The sequence below is a fragment of the Thiosocius teredinicola genome (genome assembly GCF_002009425.1).
In the GTDB taxonomy this organism is placed as follows: domain Bacteria; phylum Pseudomonadota; class Gammaproteobacteria; order Chromatiales; family Chromatiaceae; genus Thiosocius; species Thiosocius teredinicola.
The window spans coordinates 3,604,238-3,619,766 of record NZ_CP019936.1 but is presented as its reverse complement, the minus strand read 5'-3'; the positions used below and the strand labels follow the sequence as shown (position 1 = coordinate 3,619,766).

Below are 15,529 nucleotides of genomic sequence, written 5' to 3'. Positions count from 1 at the left end.
CTGGTGTCGGATTACTTCGAGCCGCCGCACTTACCAGCGCCGCACTTGCCTTCGGCATCCTTCTTCGAGCCGCCGCACTTGCCGGCGCCACACTTGCCTTCAGCGTCTTTCGAGCCGCCGCACTTGCCAGCGCCGCACTTGCCTTCAGCGTCTTTCGAACCGCCGCACTTGCCTTCGGCGCCCTTGGAGCCGCCGCACTTACCGGCACCACACTTGCCTTCTTCGCCCTTCGAGCCGCCACACTTGCCTTCGTGGTTGTCGGCGATCTGGGTGTAGCCGCCGTTGAGCTCGTTCAACGAGAACGGGTTTGCGGCAGCGTTGGCAGCACCGGCCATCAGCATCGAACCTGCGAAAGCAGCACCAATAGCAGCAACAACCGGTTTCATGGTTTTCTTCGACATTTCACTCTCCTAATGAGTTGCAGTGGTCTGGGACGCCGGAAATTTTTGTGCCGGATGGTCGCCAGTTTTTCCAAACCGTGCGCTGCTGGTCTCCCGGCTGCGTCCGGCAAAAAGTTTCGTTTTTTGTACCCGTCGGGCGAGTCGTCACTGTTCGACGCGCTTTTGCGCCCTGGGTTCACCGCCTAAGACCGGGCTTGCTCCGGAGTTATTTCATTTCGACAGTTTTCTAAGACATTCGAGATAAGCCGCTTCGTCCGGCATGCTGCCGGCGCGCTGTGCCTCCCACAGCACCACGCCGAGACAGTCCATCATGGCGTGTTCGGCTGCGTGCTGGTCGGCGAACTGTTTCACCAATTGCTGATATTGCGTGCGGATGCCCGGCGGTCGATCGCTCGCCACCTGTTCGCCGAGGGTGATATGCATGCCCATGTGCAGCCAGGGGTTGGTCTCGCCGTCGTCGGGGGTGAAATCACGCTGCAACTGGCGTTCGTCGGCGAGATGCCGGTGGTATTCGGGATGCAGTTCGATCACCTGGGCCACGAGCTGTTCAAGCGGCTGTAGGGGGAGGCCCTGCGTGCGTTTCTCCCAGGCTTGGCGAAAGAAGCGACGCAACTCGTCGCGATTCTGTCCGAACATCGAGACCAAGGTATGTTATCGGCGATGCCGCATGGTGCCACAGCAACTGTCCCTGTGCGAAATCAAAGTGGTCAGGGCAAGCATAGACAGAGATGTGCGCGATGACACCCCGCGCGTTTTCGGCGTGCAGCGTTCAGGCGGTTTTGTGACGGTATTCGCACAGGTCCTCGATCAGGCAGGAGCCGCATCGCGGCTTGCGCGCCAGGCAGGTGTAACGGCCGTGCAGGATCAGCCAGTGGTGGGCATCGTGCAGGAATTCCTTGGGGATGAGTCGCAGCAGGCGTTTCTCGACCTGCAACACGGTCTTGCCAGGCGCGATACCGGTTCGGTTGGCGACGCGGAAGATGTGCGTATCGACCGCCATGGTGGGTTCGCCGAACGCCGTATTGAGGACCACGTTGGCGGTTTTGCGGCCGACACCCGGCAGGGCTTCGAGATCGGCGCGGTTGTCGGGCACCTCGCCGGCGTGTTGCTCGATCAGCGCCTGGCACGTCTTGATGACGTTCTCCGCCTTGCTGTTGTACAGGCCGATGGTCTTGATGTATTCCTTCAATCCATCGACACCGAGCGCATGGATCGTCTCAGGCGTGTTGGCGACCGGAAACAATTTGGCGGTCGCCTTGTTGACACCCTTGTCGGTCGCCTGGGCAGAGAGTATGACGGCGATCAGCAACTCAAACGGTGATGAATAAACCAGCTCGGTGGTCGGCGCGGGGTTGGCGGCTCTAAGTCTTTCGAAAATTTCCTGGCGCTTGGCCTTGTTCATGTGCTTTACCGGGGTACTGGCTCTGGTCGACGAAGGCGGTCACGCATCAGGTGTCCGCGGGTTGCTATCATCCTAGAACTGTTGCGCTAATGCCATGTATGGCGGTCCTTCCCGGGGTCGCTTCGGCGCGCCGCGCGTCTACCGCTTGCGGCGTGGCGAGCGACGTGGCAGGTTGTGCTCTTTTGCCGGCAAGGCGCTCAAGCCCCGATCACAACATGTCCGCTGGGGCAGCCGGGCTGGTTGACAATGACGTCTCCGGATCAGAGACAAAGAAAAAATTAACGGTAGTCGGGTCACGATGGGGAGGTGGCCGGCTGCGGCAGGGACAATCGATGCTTCGCATGCAAATACCCGCGCAGATACGTTCGTCGCAGGAGTTTCAGTCGGCGCTCGTGCGGCTGGCGATCTGGGTGTTCATGGTCACGATGGTGGGTATCGCTGGGTGGATCGGCAGCTACGACTTCACCTGGCAGCAGTATGCCTTGTTGTTCAGCATCCATTTCGTCTGGTTCGTCACCATCCTGATCAGTACGATCCTGCGGCCCGAAACGCTGCGCTGGCGTACCTACGCCAGCATTCTGGCTGATCTGAGCGGCACGACGGGGTCGATCTATCTCACCGGCGACGCGACCGGCCCTTACTATCTGCTGTACGCGGTATCGTTCCTGTCGCAGGGCATGCGTTACGGCAAGAACAACCTGCTGGTCGCCTCGGTCGGCAGCCTGATTTCATTTGCGGTCGTAGCCGCCTTGTTGGGTGACTGGCGAATGCAGCCGATCGAGGTGCTGTTCGTGTCGCTGGTGTTGGTGGTGTTGCCGGCCTACGAGTACACCCTGTTGCGCAAACTGCAGTCTGCCAAGCAGGCGGCGGAGGCTGCGAACCGGGCGCGCGGCGATTTTCTCGCCACCATGACCCACGAACTGCGCACGCCGCTGTCCGGTGTGATCGGTATGGCGGGGCTGCTCAAGCGCACCAAGCTCGACGACGAGCAACGCGAGTACCTCGATTCGATCAACACCTCGGCCGATGTGTTGCAGGCACTGATCGGCGACATTCTCGACCTGTCCAAGATCGATGCCGGCAAGCTCGAACTCAAGCCGGGCAAGTTCGTGATTCGCGATTCGATCAACGAGACCTGTTGGGCGTTGAGCAATCAGGCGGTCGAGAAAGGCGTCGAGCTGATCTGCCAGATTGCCCCCGACGTTCCTGAATATGTGTACGGTGACGAACTGCGTTTCCGCCAGATCCTGTTCAATCTGGTCGGCAATGCCGCCAAGTTCACCGATGAAGGTTTCATCGTCGTTTCGGCGCGCGTCATGCCTGCCGACGACGACATTGCCAAGCCCTATCTGCAGGTGGTTATCCGGGATACCGGTATCGGCATCTCCGCCGACCGTGTGCGGCACGTGTTCGACAGTTTCTGGCAAGGTGATCTGTCGTCGACACGCCGGCATGGCGGCACCGGTCTGGGCACGGCGATTGCGCGCGACCTGGCGCGCCTGATGGACGGCGCAATCGGTGTTGAGAGCGAGGAAGGCAAGGGCAGTACCTTCTGGGTGAAGCTGCCGTTCCTGCAGTCGTCCTCGTCGACGCCACCCAAGGCGCCCGGCGTATTGCGCGGTGTGCGGGTATTGATCTTCGAGCAGAACCGGGAGAGCGCCGACGCGATCGCCGAGACCTGCGAAGCCGCCGGCATGCATACCGAGATTGTCGGCAGCATCGATCAACTGGGTGCCTTGTCCGGCGAGAGCCAGGGTCCGGGGCGTCGCCTGGTGCTGGTCGTCGATGAACCGCGCGGCGTCGACCTCGATCGGGTCGGCAATCTGGTACACAAGGTGCTCGGCAGCGACGCGCCGATCGTTTACCTGCACTACCCCCGGCGTAAGCCGCCGATCGGCGGCATGATGTCCGGGCGCGCGTTCAAGCCGATCAATAGTGTGCAGTTGTGGCAGGCCATGGCCAGCGTCGTGGCGCCCGAGAGTGTCGAAGATTTTGCCGCCGATCTGACTGCGCCGATGCCGCAGATCACCGGTGTTGTCGGGCGCCTGCTGGTCGCCGAAGACGACGACATCAATGCCAAGCTGATCTACAGCCTGTTGCGCAAGGTAGGCTGCGACGTGACGCTGGTGCGCGACGGCAAGGCGGCATTCGAGGCGGCGAAGTCCGGAGACTTCGATCTGGCATTCATCGATCTGCGCATGCCCAAGATGGACGGTATCGACTTTACCCGCGCCTATCGCAAGCAGGAGGCTGTGGGCGACCACCTGCCGATCATTGCGCTGACCGCGAATGCCGCTGAAGACGCCAGATCGGAATGCATGCTGGCCGGCATGGACGACTTTCTGACCAAGCCGGTCGACCCGCATGTGCTGCAGGAGCTGATTCTGCGTTACGGTATTCCGTGCCGTTCCTAGGCCGCCGAGTGGGGCTCAACTCGAGGCGTGGTTGCTTGAGAAGCGTTGGTAGACCTGTTCGTCGACCGCGATGGGGTGTCTGCTGACGGCATCGATCGGCCGCCACAAGGTGCGCGCTCTGGCGAGTAGCTTGTTGTCGCGTTTGCGGATGATCTCGGTGTGGCGTTCGAACGTACGCTGATCGGCTTCGCCGACCCAGGTGCGGGCGATGACCACATCCGCGGCGGTCGCCGGTCGCTTGTAATCGATCTCATGGCGAACGACCACCCACAGCAACGCCGCTTTCTCTTCATCGTTGGCGGCCGCAACCCAGTGTGCAACTGCGGCGTCCTGAACCCAGCGTAGATAGATCACGTTGTTGACGTGGTCGAGCAGATCGATGTCATCCGGGCAGACGGCAATCTCGAGCTCGAATGGCTGGTGTGGGTCGAGCGAGGTCATTCGCTTTTGCGTTGTGCCTTCACCGCTTGCATCTCGGTGGCCATCTCTACACCCAGTGACTGAATCTGCGGCAGGATGTCCCTCATCTGTTGCTGTGAGATAGCCAGCGAGGCCTGCATGATCTGCGGCATCTTCTCCAGCATTTTCTGCCCGAGCGGCGTGCGGTAGAACGCGATCAGGTCGCGCAGCTCGTCTTCGCTGAACACGTCGACGTAGATCTGCACATAGTGCGGTTCGAGCTTCTCCCAGCGCATTTCCTGTTTGAGGAGATCGACCATGCGTTCGCTGTACTTGTCGAACACGACCAACAGGTCCTCATCCAGTTGCTGGTTGCCCAACATCTGGCGGAACATTGTTTTCATCTGGGTTTTCACTTGCGGAATCATCTGGTCGACCAGCTTGCGCGATTCCGTGATTTCCAGCAGTTCTACGGCCAGCGCGTTTTTCGCTGCGTCTTGGGCTGTTGGCTGCGTCGTGGTTTGGGTCGCATCCTGCGCCGTTGCGACCAAGGAGGCCAAGCAAAGGGACAGGACCGTCAAAAAGAGGGTGAATCGTAGCGACACGGGTATCTCCTTTCAGCCGTTGACTCGAGTGTGCGCGAACCGAGCGGCACAGGGGACGACCGCTCAGGCGATTTGCGACGGGCCCCGCACTAACGGGCAGCGATGCGGCGTCGCCGCCGTCGCTATGAGCTTGTCGCCACCGGCTCGGTCGTCGTGACGACCGCCGCTTTGCGCTGGCCGAACCGTTTGTCGATGATGTTCTTCAACGCGATCATCATGCCCAGGCCCATGAATGCTCCGGGTGGCAACACCGCCAGCAGGATACCCGGGTATTCGTCGTCGATGGTCCAGCGCCAGTCACGCGCGAACTCGCCGAACATCAGGTGCGCGCCATCGAACAGGGTGCCTTGCCCGATGAGTTCGCGGCTGCCGCCCAGGACGACCAGCGCCAGTGTGAAACCGATGCCGATCGACAGGCCATCGACCAGCGCGCGCGGGACGGCGTTGCGCGAGGCGAAGGCCTCGGCGCGGCCGATGATGGCGCAGTTGGTCACGATCAGTGGAATGAAGATGCCCAGTACCTTGTACAAGCCATGAAAATACGCGTTCATGACCAACTCGACGGTGGTGACGAACGACGCGATGATCAGAACGAATACCGGTAGACGGATCTCGGGACGCACCCAGTTGCGAATGATCGAGACCGATACGTTCGACAAGGCAAGTACCGCGGTGGTAGCCAGCCCAAGACCGAGCCCGTTGATCAGGGTATTCGACACTGCAAGCAAGGGGCACAAGCCGAGGAGCGCGACCAGCGCCTGGTTGTTGGTCCAAAGACCGTCGACGACGATCCTGCGATAACCGTCACTCATCGCTTTTCTCCACAGCAGCCTGTTCGAGACCGAACAACTGCAACTTGTGCTCATTGAAATAGGCGAGCGTTTCGCGCACGCCTTTGACGACTGCGCGCGGCGTGACCGTCGCGCCCGTGAACTGGTCGAACACGCCGCCGTCACGCTTCACCCGCCATTGTTCTGCGGCCGTGTCGAGCAGCGACTTGCCGTCGAAACCGGTGATCCAGTCGGTGCGTTCGATCTCGATCTTGTCGCCGAGCCCGGGTGTTTCACGGTGCGACAACACGCGTACGCCCGACACTGTTCCATCGTAGCGCACGGCAACGATCAGTCGAATGGGGCCGCTGTAGCCTTGCATGACCACCGGGCTGAACACGGCAGCGACCGGCTTGTCGCCCAGACGGGCCAGATGCACCTGGGTGGACTCGGCGCCGAGTGTTTCCGGCGCCGAAATCTGTACGACATCATTGAGAATGTCATTGTCGATGGATTTGCCCGGTACCAGCACCTCGAGTTGCTGCAGCAGGGCCTCGCGTTCGTTGTGCGCGATCTGCTCGGCGGTGCCTTCGTAGCTCACGCCGACCAATGCGGCCCCCAGGATGCCGAACAGGCCGAGCAACACGCCGGACATCAGGATCGGCAGGTTACGCATCGTCATCGTCCCGCTGACCGAAGATGCGTGGCTGGGTGTAGTAGTCGATGGTGGGCGCGGCCATGTTCATCAGCAACACCGAGAAGGCGACCGCGTCGGGATAGCCGCCCCAGGTGCGGATGATGAACACGAACAGTCCGATCAGCGCACCATAGATCAGTTGGCCGCGCGGCGTCGTGCTGGCGGTGACCGGATCGGTGGCGATGAAGAAGGCGCCGAGCATCGCGCCGCCGCTGAACAGGTGAAATGCGGGGAAGGGGTGAGTCTGTGAATCGATGGCCCAGAACACGCCGGCGACCAGCGCCAGTGAGGCCAGCATGCTGACCGGAATACGCCAGTTGATGACACCACGCCACAACAGGAACAGGCCACCAAGCAGAAACCAGTTGCCGACCCATTCCCAGCCGCGGCCGCCGAAGTCGCCCCACAGCGGGCTCTCGCGGATCTCGCTGATCATCTGGTTCTGCGACAACTGGGTGCGCATCTGATCGAGCGGTGTCGCACTGGTCAGTGCATCCCAGGTCTGGCCCGCCGGCGGCGAGTTGCTCCAGATGATGTGCAGCGAGTCGGCCAGCGACAGTCCCTGGCTGCTGATCACGTCGGGTGGCAACCAGCGCGTCATCGTCACCGGGAACGACACCAGCAGCAACACATACCCGGCCATCGCCGGGTTGAAAGGGTTGTAGCCAAGGCCGCCGAACAATTGCTTGACGATCACGATCGCGAAGGCGGTGCCCATCACCGTCTGCCACCAGGGCAACAGCGGCGGCAGCGCCAGCGCCAGCAGCCAGGCGGTGACAACCGCGCTCAGATCGCCCAGCGCATAACCGATGTCCCGCCGGCGCAAGCCCACCACTGCAGCCTCGGCGACCACGGCCGTGGTGATGGCGATGGCAATATTGATCAGCACGCCCCAGCCGAAGTACCAGAATAGCGCAGCCGTACCCGGTATCAGCGCCAACAGCACCATGCCCATGACCTTGGTCACGCTCTGTGGGCCGCTGAAATGGGGAGAGCTTCGGGTTTCGAACAACATGTTTATTCTTCGGGGGTCTGTTCAGCGGTTGCGCTCTGTGCCGCCTTCTTATCCGCGACGCGCTTCATGGCTGCGGCGATGGCGGCCTTTTTCGGATCGTCTTTGGCATCGGTGGATTTCTTCTCCAACGCCTCTTTCTTCTGTCGCAGGCGTGCCTTGCGCTCCTGTTCCAGGCGCTCCAGGCGCGCCTGGCGGGCCTCGTGGCGACGCCGCGCGATGTCGGACCTTTCGCGATCGCGTTCCTGCGTCCAGATCTCGGTCTTGGCGAAGCGGTAGTAGTGCACCAAGGGAATGTGCGAGGGGCAGACGTAGGCGCAGCAACCGCACTCGATGCAATCGAACAGGTGGTAGTCCTGTACCTTGTCGAGATCGCGTGAGCGCGCATACCAATAGAGTTGCTGCGGCAGCAATTGCGCCGGACAGACGCGCGCGCATTCGCCGCAGCGGATGCAGGGTCGCGCTGCATCTCGCGGACCGGGCACCTCGGCTTTGGCAGCGGCAAGCAGACAGTTCGCGGCCTTGGTGACGGGCACCTCATCGCTGTGCAGTGCGAAGCCCATCATCGGCCCGCCAAGGATCAGGCGGTCGACGTCGCTGCTGTAGCCACCGCTCTGCTCGACCACGAAGGCCGCGGGGGTGCCGATCGCAACGCGGTAGTTGCCTGGGTTCTGTGCGCCCCGGCCGGTCACCGTGACGATACGTGAGATCAGCGGGCGTCCACGCAACACCGCATCCGCGACAGCGGCGCTGGTGGCGACGTTCTGGCACAACACACCGATTGACGATGGCAGGCCCTGCGACGGTACTTCCTGTCCGGTCAACAGTTGGATCAACTGTTTCTCGCCGCCGCTCGGATACAGGGTAGGCACCACGACGACATCGATGTTTGCGGCGCCGCGTTCGGCAATCGCCGCACGTAAGGCCTGCGCCGCCTCGGGTTTGTTGTCTTCGATGCCGATCAGGCATTCGCGTGCGCCGGTGATGTGCTGCAAGATGGCGATGCCGTCGACGATGTCGGCCGACTGGTCGCGCATCAGGCGATCGTCGCAGGTGATGTAGGGCTCACACTCGGCGGCGTTGATGATCAGTGTGTCGATCGGTCGTTGTCCGCTGGTGTTGACCTTGACCGCAGTCGGGAAGGCGGCGCCGCCCATGCCGACGATACCGGCCCAACGGATACGCTCGCGCAGATCGGCCGTGCTGTAGCTCGTGTAATCGGTCATCGGTTCGGGCAACTCGTCCCATCGATCTTCGCCGTCCGCCGTAATCACGATGCAGGTATCGCTGAGGCCGGAAGGGTGGGGAATGGGGCGGTGTTCGATCGCGGTGACCGTGCCGGAGGTCGGCGCATGCACCGCGGCGCTGACGAAATCGATGGCGCGCGCGATCATCTGGCCTTTCTTCACGCCATCGCCGACCTGCACGATGGGCTCCGCGCTCTGCCCGATGTGCTGCTGCAGCGGAACCGTTAGTATTGCCGGAATCGGCAGATCGACGATCGGCCGGCCGTTCGATTCCGATTTGTGGTCGTCGAGATGCAGGCCGCCGTTAAATGACCAGATGGTGCGGCTTTCGCTCATGCCGAAGCCTCGCTGACCGCCGGCACGGGGAACGGCCACTTCCAGGTCTGCGGGGTCGCTTCGAGCGGGTGCATATGGATGCATTCAACCGGACAGGGCGGGATGCACAACTCGCAGCCGGTGCATTCCTCGATGATCACCGAATGCATCTGCTTGGCGGCCCCCATGATCGCGTCGACAGGGCAGGCCTGAATGCACAGCGTGCAGCCGATGCATTCCTCTTCGACGATATACGCGACCGACTTGGGTTTTTCTGCGGCCTCTTCGTCTTCCAGCGGCACCGGGTCGCGACCGAGCAATTCAGCAAGGGCGATCATCGTCGTCTCGCCACCGGGAGGGCAACGATTGATCTCGGCCTCGCCGGCGGCGATGGCCTCGGCATAGGGCCGGCAGCCGGCGAAGCTGCACTGGCCGCACTGGGTCTGTGGCAGCAATGCGTCGATCTGGTCGGCGATCGGGTCGCCTTCGACGCGAAAACGGATTGCCGAGTAACCGAGTATCAGGCCGAACAGTGTGGCCAGCACGGCGATGGTGATGATGGCGGTCAACATCGGCGTCAGGTCATCCGCTCACCAGGCCGGCGAACCCCATGAACGCCATCGACATCAGGCCCGCCGTGACCAGGGCGATCGCGTTGCCTTGAAACGGTTCGGGCACATCGGCCACTGCAACGCGCTCACGCACCGCGGCGAACAGCACCAGCACCAGCGAGAAACCGACCGCCGCGCCGAAGCCGTACAGCGCCGATTCGACGAAGCTGTGCTGTTCCTGGATGTTGAGCAGCGCCACGCCGAGCACGGCGCAGTTGGTCGTGATCAGCGGCAGGAAGATACCGAGCACCTGGTACAGCAGCGGGCTGGTTTTGTGCATCACCATCTCGGTGAATTGTACGACCACCGCAATGACCAGGATGAACGCGACGGTGCGCAGGTAGGCAACACCGAGCGGAACCAGGATGTATTCGTTGACCAGGTAACTGCTGACCGAAGACAAGGTGAGCACAAATGTGGTCGCCAGACCCATGCCCATGGCCGTTTCGAGTTTGCGCGAAACACCCATGAACGGACACAGGCCCAGGAACTTGACCAACACGAAGTTGTTCACCAGGACGGTGCTCACCAGTATCAGCGCATATTCGGTCATCTGGCCTCAGCGTTATTGAATGCGATGGAAATGGTCTTGCCGGCCCATCGCGGGCGGCGTGCCGGGCGATTGTTTACCCCATCGGGTGTGATGATGCCTTGCGCGAGCGCAATCCAAGCGCAAAGTTCCTGCAACACACCTTGCCTAAAGTTTACCAATCTCGCGCCCTTGTGTCGGCGGAAATGCGCGCTATAGCCCGGTTCTACCAGGGTTTTTTCGACCTTGACCCTGCCTGGCGGCTGGTGCAGGGTGGGTGCAGGTTGCTCAGGGCTTGCAGTAAAAAAGGCTGCGCGGCGGTCCTGTACAAGACAACCATTGAGGAGAAATCACATGCCAGGAGCACACAGCGCCGCGCGGCGTCTGTCGTCGTCGCGTGAACCCTTGCGCAGTCACTTCGAGCGGGTGCGCTCCGCAACCGAAGCCTTGTGCCGCAGTCTGCAGATCGAAGACTACGGTATCCAGACGATGCCCGATGTCAGTCCCGTCAAATGGCACATCGCTCATACGAGTTGGTTCTTCGAAACCTTTCTGCTGGTACCAAACCTCGACGGCTACAAGCCGTTTCATCCGGCATTCGATTATCTGTTCAACTCCTATTATGTGACCCACGGCAAACCCTATCTGCGTCCTGAGCGCGGCCTGTTGTCGCGCCCGACGGTGGCCGAGGTGTACGAGTACCGCCGCGCGGTCGATGAACAGATGTTGCGATTGATGGAAATGTCGTCTGATGACGCCTGGTCGACGCTTGAGCCGTTGATCACCCTCGGCCTGAACCACGAGCAGCAACACCAGGAGTTGATGCTGACCGACATCAAGCATGTGTTTGCCCACAATCCACTGCGTCCGGTCTATCGTGGCGACCTGCCCGAGGCGCCACGCATGGCACATGCACAGCCCCTTACATTTCACGATTACGCCGGCGGTGTGCACGAGATCGGCCACGCCGGCAGCGGCTTCGCGTACGACAATGAAGCACCGCGACACCGCGTGTGGCTGGAGGCCTTTGCGTTGGCCAGCCGTCCGGTAAGCAACCGCGACTACATCGAGTTCATCGAAGACGGCGGCTACCGCGAGCCTCGATGGTGGCTGTCGGAGGGCTGGTCGACCGTACAGAACGCCGGCTGGCAGGCGCCGCTCTACTGGGAGCAGCGAGATGGCGCGTGGTGGCATATGACACTGGCCGGCATGCGCCCGGTCGACCTGGATGCACCAGTGTGCCACGTCAGTCATTTCGAGGCCGATGCCTACGCCGCATGGGCGGGCAAGCGCCTGCCGACCGAGGCGGAATGGGAACATGCGGCCGAGTCTGCATTGGCGGCGGATGCCGATCTGCTGCAAGGCGCGAACCTGCGCGACGCCGGCTATCTGCAGCCGGTGGCGGCGCAAGCCGTCGGTGGTGTGCAGCAGTTGTTCGGTGATGTCTGGGAATGGACGGCGAGCCCGTACACCGCTTACCCGGGGTTCCGCGTGCCAGATGGTCCGGTCGGCGAGTACAACGGCAAGTTCATGTCCGGGCAACTGGTTTTGCGCGGCGGTTCCTGTGCAACACCGGCGGACCATATACGGTCTACCTACCGCAACTTTTTCTACCCGAAAGACCGGTGGCAGTTTTCGGGGATACGCCTGGCGGAGGATCGATGAAAGCCCAAGCTGTAAACTTTTTCGATGCCCATCCGGGCACCGCAGACCTGCGTCGCGAGGTGATCGATGGCCTCAGCGAGCACCCACGCGCGATTCCCGCAAAGTTTTTTTACGACGAACGCGGCTCGGCCTTGTTCGACCGGATCTGCGAGCTGCCCGAGTACTACCAGACGCGCACCGAGATGAAGATCCTGCAGCGCGCCTTGCCGGAGCTGGTCGATTTGATTGGCGACGAATGCCTGCTGATCGAGCTGGGCAGCGGGGCGAGCAAAAAGGTGCGCCTGCTGCTCGAACAACTGCGACCAAGCGGCTACGTGGGCGTCGACATCTCCAAGGAGTTTCTACTGGCGTCGACCGAGACGCTGGCGCGCGATTACCCCTGGTTGGAGGTGCACGCGGCCTGTGTCGATTTCAGCAGCGGCCTGGAGATCCCACACTGCGACCCGTCGGCGCACAAGGTGGCGTTCTTTCCCGGCTCGAGCATCGGCAATTTCGATCCGGCCGATGCGATTCATCTGATGGCCGACGTCGGCCGACTCGTCGGGCCGGGCGGACACCTGTTAATCGGCGTCGATCTGAAAAAGCCGGTGGGGGTGTTGAATGCGGCCTACAACGATGCCGCGGGTGTCACTGCGGCGTTCAATCGCAATCTGTTGCACCGGATACGCGATGAGTTGGACGCAGATATCGACCCGGCCGCGTTCGATCACTATGCCTTCTACAACCCGGACGAAGGGCGCATCGAGATGCATCTGGTCAGCCGGATCGAGCAGGATGTGCATGTCGCCGGTCGTTCATTCGGTTTCGCACCGGGCGAGGGTATCCACACCGAGAACTCGTACAAGTACACGGTCGAGGAGTTTGCTGAGCTGGCCGGCGAGGCCGGTTTCCGGCAGCAGGCCGTGTGGCGCGACGACAACGATCTGTTCAGCGTGCAGTTGCTGCAGTTCGGCGACGCGGCAGTGGTCCCGTAGGACGTACCGCCGGGCGATCGCCTGCGGCTGCTAAGATCGGCACCGACCATCCACCGAGAGCGAGAGGGTTTGAAGGATGCTAATCAGCAACATGGAACTGATACCGGGGCGCAAGGTTGTCGAGCACCTTGGGTTGGTGCAGGGGAGTTCGGTCCGGGCCAAGCACGTCGGTCGCGACATCATGGCCAGTCTGAAGAACCTGTTCGGCGGCGAACTCAAGGCTTACACCGAGCTGTTGCAGGAATCGCGTGAAGAGGCGATGCAACGTCTGCAGCAACAGGCCGAGGCAGTTGGCGCCAATGCGATTCTGAACGTTCGGTTCTCGACGTCCAGTGTCGCCCAGGGTGCCTCCGAGATCTACGTCTATGGCACGGCCGTGATCCTGGAGTGAAGCCATGATCGAACTCATTGTCTTTTTGATCCTGCTGACCCTGGGTTACTTCTTTGGGCAGAGTGCCGAGAAGCGCCACTACCGCTCGATCATCGAGCGCGAGGCCCGCTACAACGCCCTGCCGGCGATCGCGTCACGCTATCCCCCGGACGACGTCAATTACCGCCAGGCATTGGTGACCGGCAACACGGTTATCTCGGTCGACTACTTCAAGCGCTTCATCGCCGCATTGCGCAACCTGTTCGGCGGGCGCGTGACGTCCTACGAAACGCTGCTCGACCGCGCGCGACGCGAATCGCTGCTGCGCATGAAGGCCCATGCCGATGCCTTGGGTGCGTCGATGGTGTTCAATGTGAAGTACGAAACGGCGTCGATATCGAAAGGCGCAGGCAATGCGATCGGCAGTGTCGAGGTGTTGGCTTACGGTACGGCATTGATCGAACCACGCGATTGATGAAGTACAGCAACCCGCAGATTCCGGAGGGCATCAACGTCTCTGATCGCCATCCGCTGAAAGAGTTGCTGATTCTGCTTGGCGGCGCGCTCGTATTGGTCGTCGTGTTGAGTTGGATACTCGCCGAGTTCGGCGGACGCCTGGCGCGCCTGGTGCCGTTCGAACACGAGCTGTCGATGGCGCCTGACAGTTTGTTGAGCAGCGATGCGCCGCCCGCCTTGCAACGTTATCTCGACGATCTGGCGCAGCGCCTCCAGACACAGATGGATCTTCCGAAAGGTATGACCATCAAACTACATCTGAGCGGCAGCGATACCTTCAACGCCTTCGCCACCCTGGGGGGCAACATCCTGCTGTTTCGCGGATTGGTTGAGAAGCTGCCGAATGAGAACGCTTTGGCCATGTTGTTGGCGCACGAGATCGCGCATGTGCAACACCGTGATCCAATCGCCGGCGTTGGGCAGACGGCCGCGGTGCAGACCATGTTGAGCCTGCTGTTCGGTAGCGCCGATCTCTCTATTCTGGGCAGTGCCGGGCTGCATACCCAGTTGAGCTTCAACCGCGACATGGAACGCGCTGCCGACGCCACGGCATTGGCCGCGGTCTACCGGGTCTACGGCCACCTGGCCGGCGCTAATGACCTGTTCGCCGCGATCCAGGCGGAACGCCGGCGCACCGGCGATGGCGAGTTGCCGGCCATTTTCAGCAGCCATCCGCTGGACCAGGAACGCCTCGACGCCATCATCGCCACCGCCAAGGCCAATGGCTGGTCGACCGAAGGCAGCGTGACGCCCTTGCCGAGCCAGTTTTTGGCGTGGCTGCGTCAATCGCAGCAGGCAAGCATCCTGCACGATGACGCGCCCGCCAAGGCGATCCCGGAGTCGCCGCCGGTCCGCTGACTGTCACTCGCCAGGCCGCGGAAAGAAGGCCATCACTATGACTGTCCGCGGCGTTATGCGTAATAGAGGAAACTACAGAAAGTGAAGGCAAGGATCAGCATGATCACGCTTGGGGTTGGTGATCTGGCTAAGTCAATTCGGTTCTATGAGAAAGGTTTGGGTTTCCCGCGAATGGATTCACCTCCTGAAGTCGCATTTTTCACGTTGAATGGCACATGGCTTGGTTTGTATGGTCGAGAGGCATTGGCGGAAGATGCGCAAGTCTCACCGGAGGGTACTGGCTTTGAGGGCTTTTCTCTCGCGCATAATGTTGAGTCTGAAAGTGAAGTCGATGAAGTCATGGCGCAAGCGATAGAGGCCGGTGCAACATTGGTCAAACAACCGCAGAAAGCGTTCTGGGGTGGCTACAGTGGGTATTTCAAAGATCCCGATGGTCATCTTTGGGAGGTTGCCCATAATCCATTGTTCTGGGTTGGCCCAAACGATGAAAGCGCATAACAAGACGTTCAAGCCGCTCGTTATGCTCGCTCGGTACTCCGTGCCTTGTTACGCATGACTTAGCCATTGTTGCGCAAACGGCGCTCCCTACCGAGCGCCGCTTGACTGGGTGTTTGATCGAAATCCTCCCGCAGTAACCTGTCCGTGTTCGAGCGCCGCGGCGTTGGCCGTGACAGCGCTCGACCTCATTTCTCGTCCTGCGTTCTGGCAGCCGGACCATTTCCTACCCAACAACCCGATGCTTAA

Annotated in this window: 18 protein-coding genes; 7 read left to right on the top strand and 11 right to left on the bottom strand. The window is 61.3% G+C overall.

The features are described from left to right. Positions 1–11: 11 nt before the first annotated feature. The 3 genes from B1781_RS17140 to nth form a co-directional block, all read right to left on the bottom strand. Positions 12–401: an HvfA family oxazolone/thioamide-modified RiPP metallophore gene (locus B1781_RS17140; RefSeq protein ID WP_078120828.1), complete on the bottom strand. Its 390-nt coding sequence runs from the start codon at positions 399–401 to the stop codon at positions 12–14. 210 nt (positions 402–611) lie between these two features. Further along, positions 612–1,037 carry a DUF1841 family protein gene (locus B1781_RS17135; protein WP_078120827.1) on the bottom strand — a complete coding sequence of 142 codons (426 nt, stop codon included), beginning with the start codon at positions 1,035–1,037 and terminating at the stop codon, positions 612–614. A gap of 133 nt (positions 1,038–1,170) precedes the next feature. Then, entirely contained in the window at positions 1,171–1,803 is a 633-nt protein-coding gene (gene nth, locus B1781_RS17130; protein WP_078120826.1) for an endonuclease III, read from the bottom strand. Positions 1,804–2,135: 332 nt separating this feature from the next. On the opposite strand from nth, the gene B1781_RS17125 reads away from it, so the two are divergent. Beyond that, on the top strand, positions 2,136–4,217 hold the full coding sequence (locus tag B1781_RS17125; RefSeq protein ID WP_164513440.1) for a response regulator: 2,082 nt from the start codon (positions 2,136–2,138) through the stop codon (positions 4,215–4,217). A 15-nt stretch (positions 4,218–4,232) separates the two neighbouring features. Here the strand turns inward: B1781_RS17125 and B1781_RS17120 are convergent, their stop codons facing one another. The 8 genes from B1781_RS17120 to rsxA form a co-directional block, all read right to left on the bottom strand. Continuing rightward, a complete protein-coding gene (locus B1781_RS17120; protein ID WP_078120824.1) occupies positions 4,233–4,658 on the bottom strand; it encodes an acyl-CoA thioesterase in 426 nt (141 codons plus the stop codon). Next, the gene (locus tag B1781_RS17115) at positions 4,655–5,020 is read right to left on the bottom strand and encodes a DUF2059 domain-containing protein (RefSeq protein WP_164513439.1); all 366 of its coding nucleotides are present in this window, start codon (positions 5,018–5,020) and stop codon (positions 4,655–4,657) included. The genes B1781_RS17120 and B1781_RS17115 overlap by 4 nt, the downstream gene beginning before the upstream one ends. Before the next feature lie 323 nt (positions 5,021–5,343). After that, a complete protein-coding gene (locus tag B1781_RS17110; protein WP_078120822.1) occupies positions 5,344–6,033 on the bottom strand; it encodes an electron transport complex subunit E in 690 nt (229 codons plus the stop codon). Next, the gene (gene rsxG, locus B1781_RS17105; protein WP_078122113.1) at positions 6,026–6,667 is read right to left on the bottom strand and encodes an electron transport complex subunit RsxG; all 642 of its coding nucleotides are present in this window, start codon (positions 6,665–6,667) and stop codon (positions 6,026–6,028) included. Before rsxG ends, B1781_RS17110 begins: the two co-directional genes overlap by 8 nt. Next, positions 6,660–7,703: an electron transport complex subunit RsxD gene (gene rsxD, locus B1781_RS17100; RefSeq protein WP_078120821.1), complete on the bottom strand. Its 1,044-nt coding sequence runs from the start codon at positions 7,701–7,703 to the stop codon at positions 6,660–6,662. The genes rsxG and rsxD overlap by 8 nt, the downstream gene beginning before the upstream one ends. Before the next feature lie 2 nt (positions 7,704–7,705). Beyond that, entirely contained in the window at positions 7,706–9,283 is a 1,578-nt protein-coding gene (gene rsxC, locus B1781_RS17095; RefSeq protein WP_078120820.1) for an electron transport complex subunit RsxC, read from the bottom strand. Then, positions 9,280–9,834, bottom strand: coding sequence for an electron transport complex subunit RsxB (rsxB, locus tag B1781_RS17090; RefSeq protein ID WP_078120819.1), 555 nt, complete (start codon positions 9,832–9,834; stop codon positions 9,280–9,282). The genes rsxC and rsxB overlap by 4 nt, the downstream gene beginning before the upstream one ends. A gap of 10 nt (positions 9,835–9,844) precedes the next feature. Next, positions 9,845–10,426, bottom strand: a complete 582-nt coding sequence (gene rsxA, locus B1781_RS17085; RefSeq protein ID WP_078120818.1) for an electron transport complex subunit RsxA — start codon at positions 10,424–10,426, stop codon at positions 9,845–9,847. Positions 10,427–10,756: 330 nt separating this feature from the next. Here rsxA and egtB point away from each other — a divergent pair, with 330 nt between their 5' ends. The 6 genes from egtB (at position 10,757) to B1781_RS17055 (ending at position 15,283) form a co-directional block, all read left to right on the top strand. Continuing rightward, the gene (gene egtB / locus B1781_RS17080; RefSeq protein ID WP_078120817.1) at positions 10,757–12,067 is read left to right on the top strand and encodes an ergothioneine biosynthesis protein EgtB; all 1,311 of its coding nucleotides are present in this window, start codon (positions 10,757–10,759) and stop codon (positions 12,065–12,067) included. Further along, on the top strand, positions 12,064–13,041 hold the full coding sequence (gene egtD, locus B1781_RS17075) for an L-histidine N(alpha)-methyltransferase (protein ID WP_078120816.1): 978 nt from the start codon (positions 12,064–12,066) through the stop codon (positions 13,039–13,041). The genes egtB and egtD overlap by 4 nt, the downstream gene beginning before the upstream one ends. A gap of 76 nt (positions 13,042–13,117) precedes the next feature. After that, complete coding sequence (locus B1781_RS17070; RefSeq protein WP_078120815.1) at positions 13,118–13,432, top strand: YbjQ family protein; 315 nt, start codon at positions 13,118–13,120, stop codon at positions 13,430–13,432. A 4-nt stretch (positions 13,433–13,436) separates the two neighbouring features. Continuing rightward, positions 13,437–13,886: a YbjQ family protein gene (locus B1781_RS17065; protein WP_078120814.1), complete on the top strand. Its 450-nt coding sequence runs from the start codon at positions 13,437–13,439 to the stop codon at positions 13,884–13,886. Further along, the gene (locus tag B1781_RS17060) at positions 13,886–14,785 is read left to right on the top strand and encodes a M48 family metallopeptidase (protein ID WP_078120813.1); all 900 of its coding nucleotides are present in this window, start codon (positions 13,886–13,888) and stop codon (positions 14,783–14,785) included. The genes B1781_RS17065 and B1781_RS17060 overlap by 1 nt, the downstream gene beginning before the upstream one ends. An 81-nt stretch (positions 14,786–14,866) precedes the next feature. Next, positions 14,867–15,283 (top strand): VOC family protein, encoded by a 417-nt coding sequence (locus B1781_RS17055; RefSeq protein ID WP_125932147.1) that lies wholly within the window; start codon positions 14,867–14,869, stop codon positions 15,281–15,283. The last annotated feature ends 246 nt before the right edge of the window (positions 15,284–15,529 follow it).